The organism is Haloferax sp. AS1, assembly GCF_014530665.1.
In the GTDB taxonomy this organism is placed as follows: Archaea; Halobacteriota; Halobacteria; order Halobacteriales; family Haloferacaceae; genus Haloferax; species Haloferax volcanii.
Window position 1 is genome coordinate 757,342 of record NZ_SPSA01000001.1, and the last position, 21,301, is coordinate 778,642.

Annotated in this window: 24 protein-coding genes; 15 read left to right on the forward strand and 9 right to left on the reverse strand. The window is 70.6% G+C overall.

What is annotated here, in order from left to right; translation table 11 throughout:
- Positions 1–10 precede the first annotated feature (10 nt).
- From E4P24_RS04120 to E4P24_RS04155, 8 genes are all read left to right on the forward strand, one after another.
- Positions 11–481 (forward strand): hypothetical protein, encoded by a 471-nt coding sequence (locus E4P24_RS04120; RefSeq protein WP_004064877.1) that lies wholly within the window; start codon positions 11–13, stop codon positions 479–481.
- Entirely contained in the window at positions 459–851 is a 393-nt protein-coding gene (locus E4P24_RS04125) for a hypothetical protein (RefSeq protein WP_013035432.1), read from the forward strand. Before E4P24_RS04120 ends, E4P24_RS04125 begins: the two co-directional genes overlap by 23 nt.
- On the forward strand, positions 848–1,732 hold the full coding sequence (locus E4P24_RS04130; RefSeq protein WP_188148157.1) for a hypothetical protein: 885 nt from the start codon (positions 848–850) through the stop codon (positions 1,730–1,732). Before E4P24_RS04125 ends, E4P24_RS04130 begins: the two co-directional genes overlap by 4 nt.
- Positions 1,720–4,785: a hypothetical protein gene (locus E4P24_RS04135; protein WP_115802267.1), complete on the forward strand. Its 3,066-nt coding sequence runs from the start codon at positions 1,720–1,722 to the stop codon at positions 4,783–4,785. The genes E4P24_RS04130 and E4P24_RS04135 overlap by 13 nt, the downstream gene beginning before the upstream one ends.
- A 58-nt stretch (positions 4,786–4,843) precedes the next feature.
- A complete protein-coding gene (locus E4P24_RS04140) occupies positions 4,844–5,263 on the forward strand; it encodes a DUF5791 family protein (protein WP_004064871.1) in 420 nt (139 codons plus the stop codon).
- Positions 5,260–6,156, forward strand: a complete 897-nt coding sequence (locus E4P24_RS04145) for an SDR family oxidoreductase (protein ID WP_008607015.1) — start codon at positions 5,260–5,262, stop codon at positions 6,154–6,156. The genes E4P24_RS04140 and E4P24_RS04145 overlap by 4 nt, the downstream gene beginning before the upstream one ends.
- 101 nt (positions 6,157–6,257) lie before the next feature.
- Positions 6,258–7,442 carry a bifunctional oligoribonuclease/PAP phosphatase NrnA gene (locus tag E4P24_RS04150; RefSeq protein WP_115891345.1) on the forward strand — a complete coding sequence of 395 codons (1,185 nt, stop codon included), beginning with the start codon at positions 6,258–6,260 and terminating at the stop codon, positions 7,440–7,442.
- A 91-nt stretch (positions 7,443–7,533) separates the two neighbouring features.
- Complete coding sequence (locus E4P24_RS04155) at positions 7,534–8,625, forward strand: aldo/keto reductase (protein WP_115802269.1); 1,092 nt, start codon at positions 7,534–7,536, stop codon at positions 8,623–8,625.
- A gap of 45 nt (positions 8,626–8,670) precedes the next feature.
- On the opposite strand, the gene E4P24_RS04160 is transcribed toward E4P24_RS04155, so the two are convergent.
- Entirely contained in the window at positions 8,671–8,841 is a 171-nt protein-coding gene (locus E4P24_RS04160) for an HVO_0758 family zinc finger protein (protein WP_004044179.1), read from the reverse strand.
- Between the two features lie 181 nt (positions 8,842–9,022).
- On the opposite strand from E4P24_RS04160, the gene E4P24_RS04165 reads away from it, so the two are divergent.
- The 4 genes from E4P24_RS04165 to E4P24_RS04180 all read left to right on the forward strand — a co-directional run bounded on the left by E4P24_RS04165 (position 9,023) and on the right by E4P24_RS04180 (position 12,508).
- Positions 9,023–10,183 (forward strand): MFS transporter, encoded by a 1,161-nt coding sequence (locus E4P24_RS04165; RefSeq protein WP_115802270.1) that lies wholly within the window; start codon positions 9,023–9,025, stop codon positions 10,181–10,183.
- Between the two features lie 107 nt (positions 10,184–10,290).
- The gene (locus tag E4P24_RS04170) at positions 10,291–11,397 is read left to right on the forward strand and encodes a glycosyl transferase family 2 (protein ID WP_115802271.1); all 1,107 of its coding nucleotides are present in this window, start codon (positions 10,291–10,293) and stop codon (positions 11,395–11,397) included.
- Positions 11,394–11,882, forward strand: a complete 489-nt coding sequence (locus tag E4P24_RS04175; RefSeq protein ID WP_188148158.1) for a hypothetical protein — start codon at positions 11,394–11,396, stop codon at positions 11,880–11,882. The genes E4P24_RS04170 and E4P24_RS04175 overlap by 4 nt, the downstream gene beginning before the upstream one ends.
- A gap of 29 nt (positions 11,883–11,911) precedes the next feature.
- The gene (locus tag E4P24_RS04180; RefSeq protein WP_004044175.1) at positions 11,912–12,508 is read left to right on the forward strand and encodes a CoA pyrophosphatase; all 597 of its coding nucleotides are present in this window, start codon (positions 11,912–11,914) and stop codon (positions 12,506–12,508) included.
- A 144-nt stretch (positions 12,509–12,652) separates the two neighbouring features.
- On the opposite strand, the gene E4P24_RS04185 is transcribed toward E4P24_RS04180, so the two are convergent.
- On the reverse strand, positions 12,653–13,141 hold the full coding sequence (locus E4P24_RS04185) for a DoxX family protein (RefSeq protein ID WP_115802718.1): 489 nt from the start codon (positions 13,139–13,141) through the stop codon (positions 12,653–12,655).
- Between the two features lie 429 nt (positions 13,142–13,570).
- On the opposite strand from E4P24_RS04185, the gene E4P24_RS04190 reads away from it, so the two are divergent.
- Together E4P24_RS04190 and E4P24_RS04195 are read left to right on the forward strand one after the other, a co-directional pair.
- Positions 13,571–14,353, forward strand: a complete 783-nt coding sequence (locus E4P24_RS04190; RefSeq protein ID WP_004064374.1) for a hypothetical protein — start codon at positions 13,571–13,573, stop codon at positions 14,351–14,353.
- Between the two features lie 282 nt (positions 14,354–14,635).
- Positions 14,636–15,802, forward strand: coding sequence for an FAD-binding oxidoreductase (locus E4P24_RS04195; RefSeq protein ID WP_188148159.1), 1,167 nt, complete (start codon positions 14,636–14,638; stop codon positions 15,800–15,802).
- 45 nt (positions 15,803–15,847) lie between these two features.
- Here E4P24_RS04195 and E4P24_RS04200 read toward each other — a convergent pair whose 3' ends face one another.
- A complete protein-coding gene (locus E4P24_RS04200; RefSeq protein ID WP_004044171.1) occupies positions 15,848–16,336 on the reverse strand; it encodes an Hsp20/alpha crystallin family protein in 489 nt (162 codons plus the stop codon).
- Complete coding sequence (locus E4P24_RS04205; protein ID WP_004044170.1) at positions 16,333–16,491, reverse strand: hypothetical protein; 159 nt, start codon at positions 16,489–16,491, stop codon at positions 16,333–16,335. The genes E4P24_RS04200 and E4P24_RS04205 overlap by 4 nt, the downstream gene beginning before the upstream one ends.
- A gap of 121 nt (positions 16,492–16,612) precedes the next feature.
- Between E4P24_RS04205 and E4P24_RS04210 the strand changes: the two genes are divergently transcribed.
- A complete protein-coding gene (locus E4P24_RS04210; protein WP_115802274.1) occupies positions 16,613–18,310 on the forward strand; it encodes a radical SAM protein in 1,698 nt (565 codons plus the stop codon).
- Between the two features lie 176 nt (positions 18,311–18,486).
- Here E4P24_RS04210 and E4P24_RS04215 read toward each other — a convergent pair whose 3' ends face one another.
- The 5 genes from E4P24_RS04215 to E4P24_RS04235 all read right to left on the reverse strand — a co-directional run bounded on the left by E4P24_RS04215 (position 18,487) and on the right by E4P24_RS04235 (position 21,200).
- Positions 18,487–18,891, reverse strand: coding sequence for a TRAM domain-containing protein (locus E4P24_RS04215; RefSeq protein ID WP_004044168.1), 405 nt, complete (start codon positions 18,889–18,891; stop codon positions 18,487–18,489).
- A gap of 64 nt (positions 18,892–18,955) precedes the next feature.
- Positions 18,956–19,651, reverse strand: a complete 696-nt coding sequence (locus E4P24_RS04220; RefSeq protein WP_188148160.1) for a YkgJ family cysteine cluster protein — start codon at positions 19,649–19,651, stop codon at positions 18,956–18,958.
- Between the two features lie 96 nt (positions 19,652–19,747).
- Positions 19,748–20,530 (reverse strand): MBL fold metallo-hydrolase, encoded by a 783-nt coding sequence (locus E4P24_RS04225; protein ID WP_004064370.1) that lies wholly within the window; start codon positions 20,528–20,530, stop codon positions 19,748–19,750.
- A gap of 114 nt (positions 20,531–20,644) precedes the next feature.
- Positions 20,645–20,917, reverse strand: a complete 273-nt coding sequence (locus E4P24_RS04230; protein ID WP_004044165.1) for a winged helix-turn-helix domain-containing protein — start codon at positions 20,915–20,917, stop codon at positions 20,645–20,647.
- A 121-nt stretch (positions 20,918–21,038) separates the two neighbouring features.
- On the reverse strand, positions 21,039–21,200 hold the full coding sequence (locus E4P24_RS04235; protein WP_188148161.1) for a hypothetical protein: 162 nt from the start codon (positions 21,198–21,200) through the stop codon (positions 21,039–21,041).
- Positions 21,201–21,301 lie beyond the last annotated feature (101 nt).

The following is a 21,301-nucleotide window of genomic DNA, read 5'->3' on the forward strand; positions in this document are numbered from 1 at the left end:
ACCCCGGTCTATGCTCGACGCACCGCTCGATACGCTTTACACGTGGACCGCGCTCTCGGTGGCCGCGACCGTCCTCATCGGGACGGTCGCCGGCCTCCCGGTGACGCCCGCACCCGACGCCTCGGGGGTCGCGGACGCCGTCGATACCGTGGCCGTCGCCGACTACGACGCGACCGCCGAACACGACCTCGACGCCGACGCCGTCCGCATCGGCCCGCACCGCATCGGGCTCCGAAACGACGGCGGCGCGGCGCACGCCACGTTCGGATTCGGCCCGGTCACGCCGGCAACCCCCGACTCTCGACTCGGCTCGGTCGCCCGCGGCGCACCCCCGAGCGCCGTCTTCGACACGGCCGCCGAGTTCGACGCCGCGGCCGAGACCGCACGCGACCGGGACGCCTCGTGGCGGCCCGCCAGCGAACTGCTCGTCGTCCGCCACGTCAGTTGGGAGGGAACGGATGTCACCGTCGTCTCGGCGTAGAGCACAGGCCTCGCCCGTCGCCGCGCTCACCGCGTTGCTCGTCGTCTGCGCGGCGATTTCGGGCTACGCGACGGTGCTCGACGAGTCGATGCCGACCGCCGACCGCGACCTCGCGTCCGCGACCCTGTCGAACGTCGAGTCCGCGCTCGAAGACGACTCGGGCGTCGTCGTCCTCTCGCGGCTCTCCGACGCCCGTGACGCCTGTCCGGACGGCTTTTCCTGCCGCGTCGTCGTCGCCGTCGACGACGACCGCCGCGCCGTCGGCCCCGACGCGCCCGCCGACGCCGACACCGATTCGACTCGGGTCACCGTCCGCGCCGAGCCCGGACGCGTCGGCTTCGGCACGCTCCGCGTCGAGGTGTGGCGATGACCGACCTCGTCTTCGACGTGACGGTGTGTCTACTCCTCGTGAGCGCGAGCATCGGCCTCGTCGTCACCGCGGACGCCGGCGCGGACACCGGCCTCAACGGCGATGCCGCCGTCGACGCCGACGGGGTCGCCTCGTCGCTGGCCACGAGCACCGCGACGGTCAACTACTCGCTTTCACCCGGCGTCGACGCGGCCGACCCGTCGTTGCTCGATGCCGACGACATCGACGCCCGCGAACTCGAACGGACCGCCCACGGCAGCCTCGCCGGACTCCTCGCCCGCTCGACGCTCGGCGCAGTCACCGTCGACGGCGTTCGCCTGACCCGCGCCCGCGACGACTTCCGGAAGCGGGCCGCCGCCCGCGTCGCCTCCGAACTCCCGACGCGCGGCGTCTCCGTCGCCGTCTCGTGGACGCCGTTCCCCGGTTCGTCCGTCCGCGCGAACGACACGCTCGGTCCCGAGCCGCCGTCCTCGGCGACGGTTCACTCCGCGACGCTCGACGTGCCGAGCGGGTTCCCCGCAGCGCGCGAAGACGCCATCGCCGCCAGCGACGACGGCTTCGACGCCGTCGCTCGGCTCGTCGCGGACCGGACCGTCGCCGGGCTGTTCCCGCCGACGCTCGCCCGGCTCGCGCTCCGCGGCGACGAGCCGGTATCGACGCTGATGGCTCACCGCTACGAGCGGGCCGGCGCGCTGGCGGGGGCCTCCGTCGCGCCCGAGGTCGCCCGCGAGGAGACTCGCGCCGCCAACGCCGACCTCGCCGCGGCGCTGAATCCGCGGTTCGCAAAGACGATGCGCGCCCGGTACGACACCCCGCGCGCCGCCGCCGAGGCCGTCTCCGCGGGACGCGTCACCGTCGTCGTCAGGACGTGGTCGCCGTGAGACTCGCCGCCGACGACCGGGGGCGGGTTCCGTTCGCCCTGCTCGGCGTGTTACTGCTCGTCGGGAGCGCGACGTTCTCCGGCGCGCTCTCGGCCCACGACCCCGTGGCCGACCGCCGCGTCGACGACGCGATGGACCGCGCGACCGCGCAGGCCGACGCCGCCGTCCGCGCGGCCGTCGGCGACGCGGCGCGCGAGGCCGCGGCGAACCCCGTCACCTCGCCCGCGAACACGACCGCCGGGCGACTGCTCTCGGACGAGCACACCTTCCGCGACTATCTTCGGCTCCGCATCGCGCTGGCCGCGACGGAGCGGCTCCGCGCCGTCTCGGTCGGCCGCGGCGACGTGAACGCGACCGCGACCCTGCCGCGACCGACGAACGAGTCGAGCCTGCGAGACGCGATGGACCGCGTCTCCATATCGAGTCGCGAGAACGGAACCGTCCTCGTCGCGACCGTCGAGAACGTCTCCGTCGAAGTCGCCCGCGGCGGCCGCACCGTCGCCGCCGACTCAGTCACTACGACGGTCGGCGTCCGGACGCCGGTCCTCGCGCTCCACGACCGGACCGAATCCTTCGAGCGCCGCCTCGACGCGAACGCGCTGGACGGCGGGACGCTCGACGCGACGGTGACGACCGCGCTGTGGGCCTCGGCGTGGACCCGCGGCTGGAGCCAGTACGCCGGCGCGCCCGTGGACAACGTCGTCTCGAACGACCACGCCGCGCTGGCGACGAACGCCGGCGTCCTCCTCGCCGAACAGCAGGCGTTCGGGGCGACGGACGCCGACGCCCGCGGCGCGACCGGCCGCGACGCCGTCCGCGTCGGTGCCCAGAGCCTGCTCTCGCAGACCGGCGCCCCCGCCGCGCCCGAACTGGCGAACGCGCTCCCCGCACCGAACCCGGACGCGGAGTCGCCCGCGAGCGAGGTCCCGACGAACCGGACCATCAACGCCTCCGTCGGCTCCGCCGCCGACCACGCGCTTGTCGGCCTCCTCGACGGCCGCGGCGACGCGCCGGCCTACGACGACGTGGTCGCGGACGCCCACCGCGCCGGGGTGGAAATCGACGCCGAAACGGACGTTCTCTCTCGGACCGAAGACCCGCCGGAGAACTCCGGACGCGGATGGACACTCGTCAGCATCTCGACCGACACGTCGTCGTCGGCCGAGACGGTGCCGACGCGAACTCCGGCGGTCGACGCCGACACCGTCGTCGTCGACGCCGGCTCCCGCATCGTGACGACGGTCGAGACGACCACTCGAACGTTCCGCCGGGGCAACGAAACGCTCCAGACCGAAGCGCGAACGGAGACGAGGACGCGCGTCGACCTCGCGGCCGTCGTCGACCCGGCCGCCGTCTCAGCCCCCGTTCGACCCATCGACCCCGCGGCCACCTCCGGCGGCGCGCTCGACGGCGAAAACTTCGCCGCGGCCGCCGACGCGGCCGCCGACATGGTCGTGACGCGCGGCGGCTTCGACGACATCGCCTGCGATGTTGTGACCGGCACCCCGCCCGAACCGCGACAGACGACCGCACCGATGGCAGCCGGCCTCGACCGCTGGGTCCGCTCGGACCTCATCGCGCTCGCTGACCGGGTCAGAGACCGGCGCGTGACGGTGTCTGCGCGGCGAGTCGCCGCGGGCGAGGTGAACCCCGCCGCAGAGCTCGCGTCCGACCTCCGCGCCGACCGCAGCGACCTCGTGGACGCGCCGGCCGCCTACGACGGCGTCGCGGACCGGGCTCGCGTCGCGGTTCGCGCGACCTACCTCGACCGCGTGCTGGCGACGCTCGACCGCCGGGCGAACCAGACCGCGGCGGCGAGCGACGCGGCCAACAACGAGAGCAAGGACGCGGAGTTCGGCTCGCTCTCGGAGGCGGTCCGCGCCGAGGAGGTCGCCCGCGCGGCGCTCGGTGACTCGCGAGCCGACGGCGCGAACGGAACTGCCAACGAAAGCGGCGTCAGATTCGTCCCCGACGCGGACCCGATGTACCTCTCGCTCGGCGGCCTCGATGGCGCTGCGGTCCCCACGGTCGCCCGGGGCGGCACGTATCACCCGCTCGTCGCCCGCAACACGAACCTGTTTACGCTCCCCTACGGCGACGCCGCCGACACGGTTCTCGAACCGCTGTTCGGCGCGAACCGCCGCGTTCCCCTCCGCGTCGCGGCCCGCACGCTCCTCGCGGCCGACTCGACGCTCGAAAACACGAACGCAACGAACGAGACGCTTGCCGACCGCCGCGACAGGCTCGAAACCGCGGTCGACCGGTCGGTCGTTCCCGCGGAGGAGGCCGCCCGCCACACGCTTCGCGACCACACCAACCACTCCGTGACGGAGCGCCAGCGAATCTTGGAGCGCTCGCTCGGCGCGTGGGACGACCCGGCTCATCGGGCGCTGGCGATTACGAACGGCTCCGCGGCGCGCGCAATCGCCGTCGAGGCCGCCGCTCCGGGAACCGTCGAGGCCGACCTCCTCGAACTCCGCCTCGACGATGCGTTCCGAGCCGTTCGCAGCGACCGCTCGACGACGGTCCCACAGCGGCTGACGAACCGGACCGTCGAGACGACGCGGACCGCCCGCCAGCAGGCCGTCTCCGACACCGCGACCGATGCGGCGATGAGCGCGACCGAGGACGCGGTCGCAGACCGCCTGAACGACACGCTCGACTCGCGGTTCGACACGTCGTTCAAGCGCATCCCCGCCGGAATGCCGGTCGCGCCCGTTCCCGGCTCCTGGTACGCCACGGTCAACGTCTGGGACGTGGCGGTCGCCGGCGAGTTCGCGCAGTTCCGCGTCCACGCCCGCGGCGACGCCGAGTCGCTGACGTACGCCCGCGACGGCTCGACGGTCGCCCTCGACTGGGACGACGACGGCACCGCCGAGACGGTCGGTCGCGGCGACCGCGTCTCGTTCGACGTGGAGACGACGATCGTCGTCGCGGTGCCGCCGTCGGGCGTCGGCGTCGGTGACATCGACGGCGACGCGGACGAGCGCTCCGAGGGGTGGCAGGGCGGCCCCGGCTGTACCGTCGCGGCCGACTGCCCGCTCGACGAGTAGCCGCCAATACGACCCGAGTGGCAACCGTTTTGCCGCCGGAACGCCGAACCCGCGGTGTATGTTGCACGACGCCGCCGCGGAGCCCGGAACCCTCTCGGCCGACGAGTTGCGGGCCGCCTACGAGGACGAGATTCGCCGCGCAGTCGACGCCGCCGGACCGGAGACGGCCGCCGAGGCCGCGGGCGTCTCGGAAGCCGCGCTCTCGAACGGCGTGTTGGACCTCACGCTCGAACAGGCCGCCGCCGTCCTCGAACTCGCCGACGACAACCCCGACGCCGACGCCATCGTCTGGGAGTTCCGCGACCACCTCCTCATGGGCATGACGAGCGGCATCCTCGACGTGGACACGCTCGCGTCCGAGGTCGACCTCGACCTCTCCGGACAGGAGATTCAGCAGGCCATCGAGGGCCGCACCGCCGCCACGCTGAACGAACTGGCCGCCATCCACCACGTCATCGCCGTCCGAAACGAGCGATGAGAGTCGCCGTCCTCGGCTGCGGCTACGTCGGCCTCGAACTCGCCCGCACGCTCGTCGCCGACGGCCACGACGTGTGGGGCGTCCGCCGCTCCGACGACGGCCTCGACGCCGTCGAAGCCACCGGCGCGGAAGCGGTTCGCGCCGACGTGACCGACGCCGACTCCCTCGGAGCGGTCCCCGACGTGGACCACGTCGTCTTCGCCGCGAGCTCCGGCGGCCGCGGGGCCGACGCCGCCCGGACCGTCTTCGTCGAGGGCCTCCGGACGGCAATCGACCAGTTCGCCGCCCGCGACTCGCCGCCCGAGCGCCTCGTCTACACGTCGAGTACGGGCGTCTACGGCGACCACGGCGGCGACTTCGTCGACGAATCGACGCCGCTGAACCCGACGACCGACAAGACGCGCGTCCTCGCGGAGGCCGAGCGCGTCGCCCGCGAGCACGCCGCCGAGCGGGGAATCGAGGGGACCGTCACCCGGTTCGCCGGCCTCTACGGCCCCGGCCGCTACCGACTCGACCGCTATCTGACCGGCCCGGTCACGGCGGGCTACCTCAACATGGTCCACCGGGACGACGCCGCGGGCGCCGTCGCGTCCCTCCTCGAAACCGACCGCGCCCGCGACGACACCGTCCTCGTCGTCGACGACGAACCCGTCTCGAAACACGAGTTCGCGGATTGGCTGGCCGACGAGTGCGGCGTCCCGCGCCCCGAAAAGCGCACGAAGGAAGAACGCCTCGACGCGGGCGACCTCTCGGAGGCCGCCCGTCGCCGCATCCTGACGAGCAAGCGCTGCTCGAACGACTACCTCCGCGAACTCGGCTATTCGTTCGCGTATCCGACGTATCGGGAGGGTTACCGGGCGGCAATCGACGCCTACCGAGCCGACGGCGACTGACCGTATTCGGGGGACGACAGGTTCGAACCGCCGAAATTCTGTCACTCGGGACAGCTCGATTAGGGGGAATATTCATACGGTAGGCCCCGGTCGTGTTGTGTATGTTCGGTCCGGTGGGGCAGTTCGACACGGGTGCTATCTTCGAGTCTCTCGACTCGTTCGTGCGCACTCACCCCGAGGTCGCGGCGGCGCTCGTCGTCGCGCTCGGAGCCCTCGCGCTCGTCGTCTACGCCGCGATTCGGTTCAAGCGGCCGATGGGCACGCGCTTCGCTGAGGCGCTGGAGGGCGTCGACGAAATCGCCGTCCTCATGCACCCGAACCCGGACCCCGACGCCATGGCCGCGGCAATCGGCGTGGCCTGTCTCGCAGAACAGGTCGGCACCACACCGACCATCCAGTTCGCCGGCCAGATTCGACACCAAGAAAATCGCGCGTTCCGAACCGTTCTCGACCTCGACTTAGACCCAATCGACCACGTGAGCGACCTTGCCGCCGAGGCGGTCGTCCTCGTCGACCACAACGAACCCCGCGGCTTCGCGGGCGCGGAGGGCATCCTCCCCTACGCGGTCGTCGACCACCATCCCGGCGACGGGACCGGCGAGGCCTTCACGGACGTGCGGACCGACTACGGCGCGTGTTCGAGCATCGTCGCCGAGTACTTCCGCGACGTGGGCGCGAAACCCGTCCCGCCGGACATGCACGCAAGCGAGGTGAACGCCTCGTACACCGTCCCCTCGCAGGTCGCGACGGGCCTCGTTTACGGGATTCTCACGGACACCAAACACCTCACTGCGGGCTGTTCGGCCGCCGACTTCGACGCCGCCGGCTTCCTCTTTCCCGGCGTCAACGAGGACCACCTCGACCGCATCGCCAACCCCGAGGTCTCCCGCGAGGTGTTGGAGGCGAAAGCCCGCGCCATCGCCGGCCGCGACGTGCGCGGCCCCTTCGCCGTCGCCGACATCGGCACCATCTCGAACGTCGACGCCATCCCGCAGGCGGCCGACGAACTCATCCAACTGGAGGGCGTCACCGCCGCCGTCGTCTGCGGCGAACGCGAGAGCAACGTCTACCTCTCGGGGCGCTCCCGCGACGACCGGGTCCACATGGGCCGGACGCTGGAATCCGCGCTCGACCACTACCGCGGGGCGAGCGCCGGCGGTCACGCCCGGATGGGCGGCGGCCAGATAATCCGGCCTGACGCCGTCACCGACGGCGGCAACGGCGAGTCCGTCCCCCGCGACGAACTCGTCGAACACATCTTCGAGGCGCTGTCGGGCGATATCTGACTCTCGGACCGGACCGAATCGGACCGGACCGGGACCACTATCGCGGACCCGGACCGGTGGCCCTTAACAGCCGGCCGCCGTAGCCCCGCCCATGGCAACAGGACGGGCGACGTGGGCCTACCGCGACCGGTTCGGCGACAGTTTCGGCCGCACCTTCTACCGCCGGTTCGGCCCCGGCGTCGTCTCCAGTATCGGCATCGGAACCTACCTCGGCGAGCCGACCGACGCGGTCGACGACCGCTACCGCGAGTCGCTCGTCTCCGCGCTCGAACACGGCGTCAACCTCGTCGATACCGCGTCGAACTACCGTCACGGGCGCGCAGAGCGGGTCGTCGGCGACGCGGTCCGCGGGGCCGACGTCGACCGCGACGCCGTCGTCGTCGCCTCGAAGGCCGGGTTCGTCCCCTTCGACCGCGAGCGCCCCGACGACCCCGGCGCGTACGTCCGCGAGACGGTCCTCGACGCCGGCCTCGCCGACCCCGACGAACTCGCACACGGCAGTCACACCATCGCGCCCGCCTTCGTCGACGAGATGGTCGACCGCTCGCTCGACCTGACGGGACTGGACCACGTCGACTGCTACTACCTCCACAACCCCGAGACGCAGTTGGCCGTCACCGACCGCGAGACGGTGTACGACCGCGTCGAGGCCGCCTTCGAGGTGCTCGAACGCCGGGTCGCCGCCGCCGACATCGGTCGGTACGGCGTCGCAACGTGGGAGGCGCTCCGGGTCGCACCCGACCACGACGCCTACCTGTCGCTGCCCGAACTCGTCCGTCGGGCGGAGCGCGCGGCCGAGACCGTCGGCAACGACGACCACTCGCTCGAAGCGATTCAGCTCCCGTTCAACGTCGTGATGGCCGACGCGTTCACCGTCGAGGCCCACGACACCGACGCGGGCGAGGCGATGAGCGCGCTCTGGTACGCCCACGAACACGGCCTGCACGCCTTCACGAGCGCCAGCCTCGCGCAGGGCGACCTCGCCGCCGAGATTCCGGCGTCGGTGAACTCGGTGCTCGCGGGCGACACGGCGGCTCAGCGGGCGCTCAACTTCTCGCGGAGCGCGCCCGGCGTGACCGCGGCGCTCGTCGGCGCATCGTCGGTAGAACACGTCGCGGAGAACGTCGCGGCCGGCACGTTCGACCCCCTCGGGGCGCGGACGTTCGATTCGGTCTTCGAGTGAGCAGTCGCCCCCGTTCTCGGACGGCCGCTTTCGGTCGACTCGCGGTTATCTGAGTTCCTTCCACTCGCGCCCGCAGTCGGCGCAGATACGGACCGAGAACACCTCGTCGGGGTCGTTTTTCTTCTTCAGCGACTCGCCGCACTCGGAGCAGGTCAGCCGTCCGTAGGTGTCTTTTTCCAACTCCCCGTCTCGAAGCCCCTTCCGCGTTGTCTTCATACGCTCCCGTTTGTGCAACGAACATAAAAACCCGACGACAATCCCCGTTTTCGACCCGCACAACACCCCCGTTTTCGACCCGCACGACGCCCCGCGGTCTCGTTCAGCCGAAACTGTTGTCACCTCGCGGCGCGCGGTTCCGTCCGTGTCACGTGGCCGCCTCTTCGGAACGCTCTGCGGGATGGTGTTACTCGTCAATCTCGCTCGGGTCGTCTTCGCACCGCTTCTCGGGGAGTTCATTCTCTTTTTCGAGGTCGACCGGGCCACCGTCGGCATCGTCGCCACCCTCGTCTGGCTCGGGAGCGCCGCCCTCCGCGTCCCGACCGGTTGGCTGCTCACCCGCGTGCCGAGACATCGCGTGGTGCTCGGGACCGGCGTCGTCCTCGTCGTCGCCTCGGGTGTGACCGCCAGCGCGACCACCATCGAGGCGCTGATGGTCGGCGCGGTCTCGATGGGGCTCGCCTCGGGCGCGTACTTCGTCGCCGCCAACCCGCTCGTGAGCGAGCTGTTTCCCGACCGCGTCGGCCGCGCGATGGGCATCCACGGCACCGCCAGCCAGCTCGCGGCCGTCGGCGTCGCCCCCTTCGTCACGCTCGTCCTCGCGGTCGGCCCCGACCTCGTCGACCGCCTCCCGTTCGTCTCCGCGGCGTGGCAGCTCGTCTTCGTCTGCGTCGGCCTCGCGGCCGCCGTCGTGACGCTCGCGCTGTTCGTCACGGCGCGCTCGACGGACCTCCCGGACGCGGGCGCGGCCGACCGCGACCTCCTCGGCGCGGCCCGCACGGAGTGGCGCGTCATCCTCACCGGCATCGTCATCCTCGGCTTCACCGGCTTCGTCTGGCAGGGGCTGTTCAACTTCTACGAGCTGTACATGGTGTCGAAGGGCCTGCCGGCGACGACGGCGCGAAACATGCTGACGGTCGTCTTCGGCGCGGGCGTGCCGGCGTTTTTCCTCTCGGGGCGACTCGCGGACAAGCTTCCGCGCATCCCCTACATCCTCGGCGTGCTCGTCTCCTTCGTCGTCTCGGTGTTCGTCCTCACGATGACGACGAGCCTCGTCGGTCTCATCGTCGTCACCGCGGTCGTCGGCTACGTCATCCACAGCCTCTTTCCGGCGCTCGACGCCTACCTGCTCGACACGCTCCCCGACGAGAGCCGCGGGAGCGCCTACTCGGTGTACTCGTTCGGCATGATGATATTCCAGGCCAGCGGGTCGGGCGCGGTCGGCACCCTGACCGACGTCGGCTACGCGTTCGACGAGGTGTTCTTCTGGTTCTCGGTCGGGCTGGCGGTCGTCGTCGCGGGCCTCATCGCGCTCCAACACGCCGGGCGCATCCCGAACTGAGGGGCGACCGGGGGTGACCGGGGGGCGACCGGGGACGCCCGGAGCGAAGTCGGCAGCCGACTCGGCTCTCGCCGCACTTTTGCTCGCCCGGTCCCACGGCCGACACGATGGAGTACGTACAAGAGCGGGTCACGACGCTCCACGACCTCTCCGGCTCGGTCCCCGACGCCCCGACCGACCGCGCGGCCGTGGTCGTGCCGATGACGGAGCGGGAGTACGCCGGCCTCGCGGCCGACCGGGTGCTGTCGACGCTGGAGTCGCTCTCGCCGGCGCGGGTCGTCGTCCCCCTCCGCGCGCCCGCCGACCGGGTCGCCCCCTTTACCGACTGGCTCGACGAGTACGACCTGCCGCTCGACGTGCTGTGGTGCGACGGCCCCCGCGTTGCCGACTTGCTGGACTCCCACGGCCTCGACGGCGAGCGCGGCAAGGGCCGCGACGTGTGGCTCGCGCTCGGCTGCGCCGCCAGCGAGGAGTACGTCGTCGTCCACGACGCGGACACGAAGACCTACGACGAGCGCTACGTCCCGCGGCTTCTGTTCCCGCTCGCGCACGGCCACGACTTCTCGAAAGGCTACTACGCCCGCGTCGAGGAGGAGCGGCTCTACGGCCGGCTGTTCAGGCTGTTTTACGCCCCGCTCGTCCGCGCGCTCGAAGCCGAGACCGACGCCCCCATCGTCCGGTATCTCGACTCGTTTCGGTACGCGCTGGCCGGGGAGTTCGCCGCCACCTCGGACCTCGCGGTGCGGATGCGGTCGCCGCGGAAGTGGGGCCTCGAAGTCGGCACCCTCGGCGACGCCTTCGCCCACGCCGGCTTCGACCGGAGCGCACAGGTCGACCTCGGCGAGTACGAACACGACCACCGCTCCGTGAGCGGCCCGACCGGCCTCTCGGACATGAGCGAGTCGGTCGGGCGGACGCTCCTCAGAGCGGTCGTCGAACACGGCGGGAGCGTCGAGTTCGACACGCTCGCGGAGCGCTACCGCGAGGCCGGACACCGGCTGGTCGAGCAGTACGCGGCCGACGCGGCGTTCAACGGCTTCGACTACGACCGCGGCGACGAGCGCGAGCAGGTCGCCACCTACGCCGATGCCATCTCGAAACCCGGCGAGGACACGCGGCTCCCGGCGTGGAACGACACGTCGCTGTCGCCCGACGAGGTGCTCGCCGCCGCGGGCGACGACCTCGACGACGTTCGGGAGGGCGCGGGCCGATGAGCGAGGCGACCTACGACGACCTCGCGGGCGTCGTCGACCTCTTCGGCGCGCTCACCCGCGAGGAACTTGCGACCGCGCTGGACGAACTCGCGTTCAAGCAGGGCCGCGAGACCGACGGCGACGCGCTGTCGGGCGCGATTTCCGACGCGGTCGACGCCTACTACCTCGTCCCCTACGAGGACGACGAGACGGACGCGGAGCTTCTGACGGTCGGCCCGATGGCGTTTCCGACGCTCCCCGACCGGGCGGAGGACCTGCCGCACATCCTCGACTACCCGACCCGCGAGGTGCCGCGGGACGAACTCGCGACGCAGGTCGAATCCCGCCTCCGAGCGGCGGCCGCGAGCGCGGTGCAGACGGGCGACGCCGACGAAATCGAGCGGCTGTTGGACGTGACGTACGACCTCGAAGCGTGGGCCGACACCGACGTGGGGTCGATTCGCGAGCGCCTCGACGCCGCGCTGGACGCGGAGGGGCAGGCCTAAGTCGCGGCATCGCTTTACGAACCGTGACGATGGACCTCGCGGGCGTCACTCGACACGAACCGGTGACCGTCGACGCGGGCCGGCGGGCGGCCGTCATCGCCCCCGTCGTGTTCCGCGACGAGCGGCCGCACATCCTGTTTACCAAGCGCGCCGACCACCTCGGCGAGCACCCGGGCCAGATGAGTTTTCCCGGCGGCGGCCGCGAACCGAGCGACGCCGACCTGCGGGCGACCGCGCTCCGCGAGTCCAACGAGGAAATCGGACTTCGACCCGAGGAGGCGGCGTTTCACGGCCGCCTCGACGACATCCGAACCGTGACCGACTACGCCGTCTCGCCGTTCGTCGCCACGGTTCCCGACCGCGCGTACGAACCCGACCAGCGCGAGGTGGCCGAAATCGCGGTGCTCGCGGTTGGCGACCTCATCGACCGCGCGAACTACGAGTCGGAACGCCGCGACCACCCGCAGTACGGCGAGATTCGGCTCCACTTCTTCCACGTCGACGGCTACACCGTCTGGGGCGCGACCGGGCGGATGCTCGTGCAACTGCTCGAACTCACGACCGACTGGCGCGTCCCCGAGGAGGTCGACCGCGTGGTCGACCCCGACGCCGACTACCCGGTGTAGCGTCCCCACTCGACGTCTCGTTCTCCTCGGCGTACTGCCCCCAGCGCGCCCGCTCACGGTGTCTGAGTCAGTTCCGAAAAACAAAACCGCGTCAGCGTGTCGTCGTCCCCACGACAACTCCCTTTCTGCCCCCCGAGTACCCCCTCAGCCGAGGAGGTACTTGAGCGCGGGGCGCTGGCGGACGAACTCCATCTTCTCGATGATGGCGTCGAGGCCGAGGATGCGGCCCGCCGCGAGCGTGCCGACGATGACGAACATCATCAGCCCGAACAGGTCGCCGTTGACCACGCCGTGGCCCCACTCGGCGTTCCCCAGGTAGAAGAACACCATCAGGACGCCGCCGAAGAAGGCGGCGAGCCGGACGAGTGCACCCACGATGAGCCCGAGACCGATGAGGAACTCGCCCCACGGAACCATGACGTTCGTGAGGTCGAGGAGCCACGGGGTCGCGGCGGCCCACGCGAAGAAGCCCTGGAGCGGCGAGGCTGCGGGGGCGTTCGCGAGGTAGCCCGCGGCGCTGAACGGCTCACCGGTTATCTTCCCCAGTCCCGCGTGGAGGAACCAGTAACCGGTGATGAGGCGGGTCAACACGAGCACGTAGCCCGTGACGCCCCGCGAGTAGTCGAAGTCGATTCTGTTCCCCAGCATCTCGATTTGTGCGTTAGCGGGCATCTCGGTTCACCTTACATCTGAATCGTCGGCCGCGAACCCCATATAACGGCGACGCGATTTCCGAATCCATAGAACTGGGAATGACCGAAAACGGGCGTCTGAGACTGTCACGATTCGTTTTCGACTACTAATCGAGACATAGAATTGTGTTCTAAATACAATCGTGTCGAGACGCGGGTGAACACGGCGGTCTCTCGCAGTGCGACCGGCTGACACGCGCTGCGGAACCGGTCGCTGCCGGGGCGATGCAGGGTATATAAACGCCCCGCGACGAGTCATCGTCGCCGTCATCGACAGGGTTTTGCCCTCCTCCGCGCTACTCGTTCTCACATGGTCGCACAGACGATGGATCGCGTTCCGCGACGGTACTGAAACTTCTGTGGTGATAGCATGCTGACCGCCGAGCGTGCGGTCTCGAAAGCCGGTCTGGACGCAGTCGCGCTCAAACCCGCCGAGTGCGACGTGCGCGAGGCGCTTTCGGTCCCGCTGGATGTCGTTGCCATCGACTACGAGGGCCGCGAGCGGCTCCCCGACGAGGACGTACTGCGCGACCTCGCGGCCGAAAAGGAGGTCCGACTGACCACGCCGGTCCGCACCGACGGCTTCGACCCGCTCGGCGACGACTCGCTGTACGAGTGGCTCCCCGACGGGGTTCGGCAGGTGCTCGTGGCCGGCCACGGCGCGTATCTGACGGACGACGAGGCGCGCCGGGCGGTCGCCCCCCGGCTCCGCGCCGCGAGGGAGCGCGCGCCCGACGCGTGGGTCGGCACCGAGGGCATCGAGCGAATCGCCCTCGCCGCCGGCGGCACGCAGTACGAACTCCTCTCGCGGTCGACCCGCAGAGACGTTCGGGCGCTCCGGGCGGCCGGCTTCGGCGGCGAGGTCGCGCTCTACGCCCCGACCGCCCTCACCGACGACGACGACGAGATTCTCGACGCCGTCGGCGCGTACGTCTCCCGTCGCCGTCCCGTCGCTCGCGCGCTCCCCGACGACGCCGCGACCGACGCCTCGGCCGAGGGCCGCGCCCGCGAGGTGCTCCTGAAAGCCGCCCGCGACTACGCGCTCATCGGCTCGGTCGACGACATCCGCCGGCGAATCGACGACCTCCGCGACGCCGGTATCGACCTCGTGGTCGGCTACCCCGCCCGCGGCGTCGACGAGTTCGCAGAGTAGTCCGGCGCGCCGGGCGGTCGCCCGCTCTCCGCCTCCTGCGGTTCGCCCCGCCTGTGCCGCGCCGAGCACCGGAGGCCTTTTACACGGTCGCCGGAGAGGACAGGTGACGGCACGGTCGGGTGGCTCCTTTCGGACCCACGTGGTTTCCACGCGGGCCACGGCCGGCCGACCTACCCCGTCTCTCTACAATCCTGAGCGACCGCGCCGCGCAGTTCTCGACCACTCTCGCCCCACGACCGGCGAGCAACTGCCATTCAAGTCGGTCGCCGACGCAGACGGGGTATGAACGAATCAGCGCGCGTCGCGGTCGTCGGCGCGGGCGCGGTCGGCCTGACGATCGCCTTCGACCTCGCCGAGCGCGGGGCGCGAGTCACGCTGTTCGAGCGCGACGCCCCCGGCGGCGGGTCGACGGGCCGCGCCGCCGGCATCTGTTACGACGCCTACGCGGAGGACATCGATGCGGCCGTCGCCGGGAGCGCGATGGACCGCTTTCGGAGCCTCTCGGGCGAGGGCGGGTTCGCCTTCCACGAGACGCCCTACGTCTTTCTCGCGCGCGAGGGCGACGACGCGGCGGCCGCGGCCCTCGAAGAGTCGGTCGAGCGAATGCGCGTCCACGACCGCGCGGTGTCGCTCGTCGGAGCCGACGAACTGGGCGACCGGTTCCCGATTCGGACCGACGACGTGCTCCTCGCGGGCGTCGCGGAGAACGCCGGCTGGGCAGACCCCGCGGCCTACGTGGACCTGTTCGTCGAGCAGTGCGAGTCGGCCGGCGTCGCGTTCCGCGTCGGCGACGCGGTGACGCTTCGAACCGACCCGCCGGGCGTCGCCGTCGACGACGTGGTGACCGCCCGCTTCGACGCCGTCGTCGTCGCCGCGGGCGTCCACTCGCGCCGCCTGCTCGCCGACGCGGGCCACCCAATCGCGCTCAAACCCTACCGGGCGCAGGCGCTCGTCGCTTACTGCGACTACCGCGGGCCGACCGTCTACGACGCGACCGACGAGTCGTACCTGCGGCCGCATCCCGGCGGCGTCCTCGCGGGCGACGGCGTCGAACCGGTCGAACCCGACCCCGACGACTGGGACCCGACCGCGGACGACTGGTTCGTCGCCGACGCCCTCGACGGGGTTCGCCACCGGACCGGCATCGACGGCTTCGACGAGGCCGGCGAGGCGGCGGCCGAGGCCGACCAGCCGGACAGCGCGTGGGCCGGCCTCTGCGGGGCGACCCCGGACCGGAACCCGCTCGTCGGCGCGGTCGCTGAAGGCGTCTACGTCGCCGCCGGCTGGCACGGCCACGGCTTCATGTGGGCCCCGGCAATCGGGGAACGACTCGCGGAGGCGGTGCTCGGAGACGGTCAAGAACGGATTCCGGCCGCGTTCGACCCTCGCCGCTTCGACGGCGACGAGGAGTTCGCGGTGGTCGAAGGGATGACGCTTGACGGCGACTAGCGCGAAACGGAGGTTCGGAGGGGTCGTCGCGCCCGAAACTGAGACTCAGGCGTCTTGGTCGTCCACGTCGCCGAAGTCGACTTCGTCGTCGGACTCGGTGTCGGCCTCGCCGTCGGCTTCGTCTTCCTCCTCGGTCACGGCGATGTCGCTCGCGCGTTCGTCCTTGGGAATCCGAATCTGGAGCGTGCCGTGCTTGCCGACCGTGGCGGTTCCCTCGGCGGCTTCGACCGAGGCGTCGGAGGGGATGGTCGCCGTTCCCGAGAGCGTGAGGCCGCGGCCGGGGAAGCGCATCTCGTAGCCCTCGTGGAAGTCGCGGAAGCGGTCGATGCGAATCTCGACCTCGCCGTCGAGGAAGCGGACCTGCACGTCCTCGGCGCGCGCGCCGGGTGCGTCGAAGACGACGAGGTAGGCGTCCTCGGATTCGAGCAGGTCGTGGGCGAGCGGCTTGCGCTCCTGCATCTGGCTGACGCCGCGGCCGACCCGTTCGAGGACGGCGTTCGCCGCCGACTCGCCGTACTTCCGCAGGTCGCTCATAGCTGAATCTCCTCCAGGGCGCGGGACTCGCCGCAGTACGGACAGGAGAAGTCCGCCACCGTCACGTCGTCGGGCATGTCGTAGGTGTAGTGCAGCTCGAACATGTCGAGTTCGCAGTCCTCGTTGGCGCACTTGACTTCGAGGGTCGCGGGCATGGCCGTCAGTTACGCTCCCACGCTCATAAACGCGCGGGAGGCGGAAGCGCCCCCACGACGCGGTTCGGGGCCGCGACCGCCGACCGGTTGCGTTTTCCGCGTCGAACCCGAACCGCGACCGATGACCGACCCCGCCGACCTCACCGTGACTATCGTCGACGGATACGTCGACGAGCCGGCGCATTTCGGCGTGCCGCCGTACATCTCGACGTATCCGAGGTTCACCGCGGGTGCGGTGGTCGACGCGGGCGTCCCCGAGTCCAACGTCGTCTACCACACCATCGACGAACTCCGCGAGGACAAACAGAAGTGGCGCGACGTGGCCGACGCCGACCTCATGATTTACATCGGCGGCATGACCGTCCCCGGCAAGTACGTCGGCGGGACGCCCGCCGAACCCGACGAGGTGCGCGAACTCGCGTGGGTCGCTGAAGGCACCGCCCTGATGGGCGGGCCGATTCGCTTCGGCGTCGGCGACGAGAACGCCGGCGGCCAGGACATGGAGCGCAAGAACCTCGACTACGACTTCGTCGCCAAGGGCGACATCGAGGCGGCCGCCTACGACCTCGTCGACTCCGGGCTCGAAGGTTTCGGCAACCGCATGCGCGACAACGAGGAACTCGACCGCTGGGCCGCCATGGGCGCGTTCGTGGTCGAACAGCACCCGAACCACCCCGACCACCTCATCTGCGAGATGGAGACCTCGCGGGGCTGTGCCTACCGCTGTTCGTTCTGTACCGAACCGCTGTACGGCAACCCCGCGTTCCGCACCGCCGACTCCGTCGTCAAGGAGGTCGAGAACCTCTACGACCGCGGCGCGCGACACTTCCGGCTCGGCCGGCAGGCCGACATCCTCGCGTTCGGCGGCGACGGCGAGGCTCCGAACCCCGACGCGCTCCGCCGGCTCTACGGCGGCATCCGCGAGGTCGCGCCGGACCTCGGCACGCTCCACCTCGACAACGTCAACCCCATCACCATCGTCGGTTGGCCCGAGAAGTCCCGCGAGGCGCTCCGCATCATCGCCGAGCACAACACGGCCGGCGACACCGCGGCGTTCGGCCTCGAATCCGCCGACCCCGTGGTGCAGGAGGAGAACAACCTCAACGTCACCGCCGACGAGTGTTTCGAGGCGGTCAAAATCGTCAACGAGGTCGCCGGCTGGCGACCCGGCGACGACCCCGCGGACGCGCCGACCCACGGCTCGGACGCCGCGAACCGCCTGCCGAAGCTCCTCCCCGGCATCAACCTCCTCCACGGGCTGAAAGGCGAGCGCGAGGAGACGTTCGAGCACAACAAGCGGTTCCTCCAGCGCGTCTACGACGAGGGCCTCATGGTCCGCCGCATCAACATCCGGCAGGTGATGGCGTTCGACGGCACCGACATGTCAGACACGGGTGCCGACATCGCCCGCGACCACAAACAGCTGTTCAAGACGTACAAAACGGAGGTCCGCGAGGAAATCGACCGGCCGATGCTTCGCCGGGTCGCCCCCGCGGGGACGGTCCTCCCGAACGTCCACCTCGAGTACCACCAGGACGGCCGCACGTTCGGCCGCCAACTCGGCACCTACCCGCTTTTGGTCGGGATTCCGGGCGAGCGCGAACTCGGGAAGACAATCGACGTGGCCGTCGTCGACCACGGCTACCGCTCCGTCACCGGCGTCCCCTACCCGCTTGACTTCAACGAGGCGTCGATGGACGAACTCACCGCCATCCCCGGCATCGGGCGGTCGACCGCCGGCGATATCGTGGTGAACCGTCCCTACGCCGACGCGGCCGACGTGGGCGTCGATGCCGACGTGACGAAGTACGTTCAGTAGCGCGTTCAGTCCTCGAAACGACGTTCTTCACCTGCAACCGCGCTCTCTCTGCGCGCCCGACGCGACCGCCGCGTTCACTCGCAAGCGTGGTGCGTCGTTCACTTGCAGCCGTGGTCTGTCGGTGGGGTGAGCACTGTCGGTGCGGCGGACGGCGTCGAACCGCGAAAAGAGCGCCGTCAGAAGTCGTCTTCGACGACCTCGCCGACGGCGAAGTTAGACTTGACTTCGGTGATTTCGACCTTCACGCGCTCGCCGACTTCCGTGCCGGGAACGATGATGACGTAGCCGCGTTCGACGCGGGCGATACCGTCGCCCTGCTTGCCGATGTCCTCGATTTCGACGTAGCGGAGTTCGCCGGCTTCGACGGGCGGTTGCGGTTCGTTCGTGGGCGTCGGTCCGGCGTTCGGTTCGGACTCGGCGGGTTCGTTCGACTCGCGGGAGATGAGCGCGACGCGGTACGTCTCGCCGGGTTCGACGGTCCCGGTCTCGACTTCGCGGCGCGGAATTTCGACGACGTAACGGTCGTCCTCGGTGCGAACGTCAGCATTGAACAGACACAGGAGTTTATCTGAGATTTCCACCGTAAGACCTCCAATATGTGGTCAGGCCGGAGTGTTAAAGATGTACCGCAGTCAGCGGATTCGACTACTGAACCCGCGTCCCGTCGGGCCGTTTCGCGCCCTCCGAGTCGTGGACGACGACCTCGCCCGGCCCGGTCTCGACCGGTTCGTAGGCGTCGGTGACGCCCCGCGCCTCGCGGAGCTCTCGAACCGCCCGCTCTTTCAGCGCCCGCGCCAGTTCCTCCGCGTCCCCCCGGGAGATGTCCCGGCCGAGGCCCTCGCACTCGTGGGCGCGGACGACGCCCTCCTCGTCGACGGCCTCGCCCATCGGCTGGCTCGTGCCGCCGAGGGCGACGCTGAACGGGTAGGTCTCGCAGATGAGCGGGCGGTCCTCGTGGACCTGACAAGCGCCCCGCCCGGAGTCGTCTTCCTCGTAGAATCGGCAGTCGCCGCAGGCGGTCGTCTGGAGCGCCCACTCGAACGTCTCGCCCTCGGGGCCGTCGTCGCCCTCGACGAGGCCGTAGGGCATCGGTCGGGCCACGTCCCGCCACTCCATCGGGGTTCCCGACTCGCCTTCCGAGTCGTCTCCGCCGGCCTCCTGCAAGGCGCGCACCTCGTCGGGGAAGATGGTCGCCGTGTGCGGTTCGGGGCCGTCGTCGCCCTCGTAGCCCTTACAGCAGGCCCCGCAGCGCGTGCACTCGAAGCCGATGGACTCGATGGCGTCGGCGAGTTCCGACACGTCGAGGTCGCGGGCGCGGGCCAGTTCGGCGTCGAGGTCCATACCCGCGATGCGGGCGCGAGCCCAAAGAGGGGCGCGGTTTTTCGCGGGGGCGCGACCCCCGGCCACCCACGGTCTCGGACACCGACGACGCGCGCCCTATCGCGGTTCGACTCGCTCGGCCTCGGGGTCCCAGCGGACCCGCCGCTCGGCGGCCAGTTTCTCGATGTGCGCGACGACCGTCGCGCGGGCGAGGTCGCGCACGGCGGACACGTCCTTGTCGTAGGCGGCGTCGGTCACGGCGTCCGGCGTCGCGTTCCCGGCGCGCACCGCGTCGAGGACGGCCCGCTCGCGGTCGTTTCGGTGCGCGACGAGTCGCGCGAGCGTCGCCCGCGGGTCCGTGATTTCGGGGCCGTGACCCGGACGCAGTCGCTCGGGACCGCGCGCGTGGAGTCGCCTGAGCGCGACGAGGTAGGCCCGAACGTCGCCCTCGGGCGCGCCCACGACGACGCTGCCCTCGGCCACCGCGAGGTCGCCGCAGAGCACGTCGTCGCCGGCGACGAAGCTCACGTGGTCGCGGGCGTGCCCCGGCGTGTCGAGCACCTCGACGCCCGCGCCGACGGGGACGGTCGTCCCCTCCGCGAACGTCCGGTCGGGGTCGACTCCGGTCGCGGCCGAGAAGGCGCGCTCGCGGCCGCGACGACACCAGACCGTCGCGCCGGTCTCGCGGGCGTAGGCGGCGACCGCGCCGACGTGGTCCGCGTGGGTGTGGGTGACCGCGAGGTGGTCGACGCCCTCGCGCGCGACGAGGTCGTCGAGGCGGTCGGTGCGGGCCGCGGGGTCGACGAGCAGCGTGTCGCCGCCGCCGGCGACGAGGTAGGCGTTCGTCGCGCCGGTCGGCGCGCGGGTTGCGACGGGGACGGAGACGCGCGTGGCGTGCATGGCGGCGGCTACGCTCGCCGGCGGGTTAGGTCGTTCGAGAGAAGTGGTGGCTTGGTCTGCGGGAGTGCGCCCCCGCGGGCGGTGGTCTGTCGCGCTATCGGTGGGACCGCGCGCTTACGTGTTGAGGAAGTAGACCTGCTTTCGCGCGTCCTTGAAGGAGTAGCGCGAGCCGACGAGGTCGGACTCTTCGAGACGGTTGAGCGCGTAGCGGACGGTACGGTCCGGCAGCAGCGACTCCTCCGCGAGCTGGCCCTGCGAGAGGGGCGCGTCGCTTTCGAGGACTTTTGCGACGAGCTTCGCGCTCGGGGGAAGCTCGCGGAGGCGCTCTCGGAACTCGGCTTCCGAGAGCAGGTCTTCAGTATCTGGCTCTGCGGTGGTGGTGCTCATACCCGTCACAGTCGGTTGCTCCGTGTTAAGGGTTAGCTACAAGTGTGTGAAAAGAATCCAGACACATAATACACATATTAATATCGTGCGTTTGTTGGAAAATCACCCGCGAGTAGCCGTCTCACTCCGTGTTTCGAATCGTATCGACCGCTGGAGTGCCGAGTCGATAGCTCCCGAGCGGCGCGTGACAGTCCGGGCAGTGGACGACGAGCCACCCGTCGCTGACGTGCTGTGTTAACGCATCTGCCTCGCAGGTCGCGCCGCAGTTTTTACACGTTGGCATATACCATGGTACGCGCTCGGCGGACGAAAACCCCTCCCCTCCGCCCGTCGAACCCCGCTTCCGCACCGCGTATCCAGTACCGTTTTACGGTCCCCCCCGCG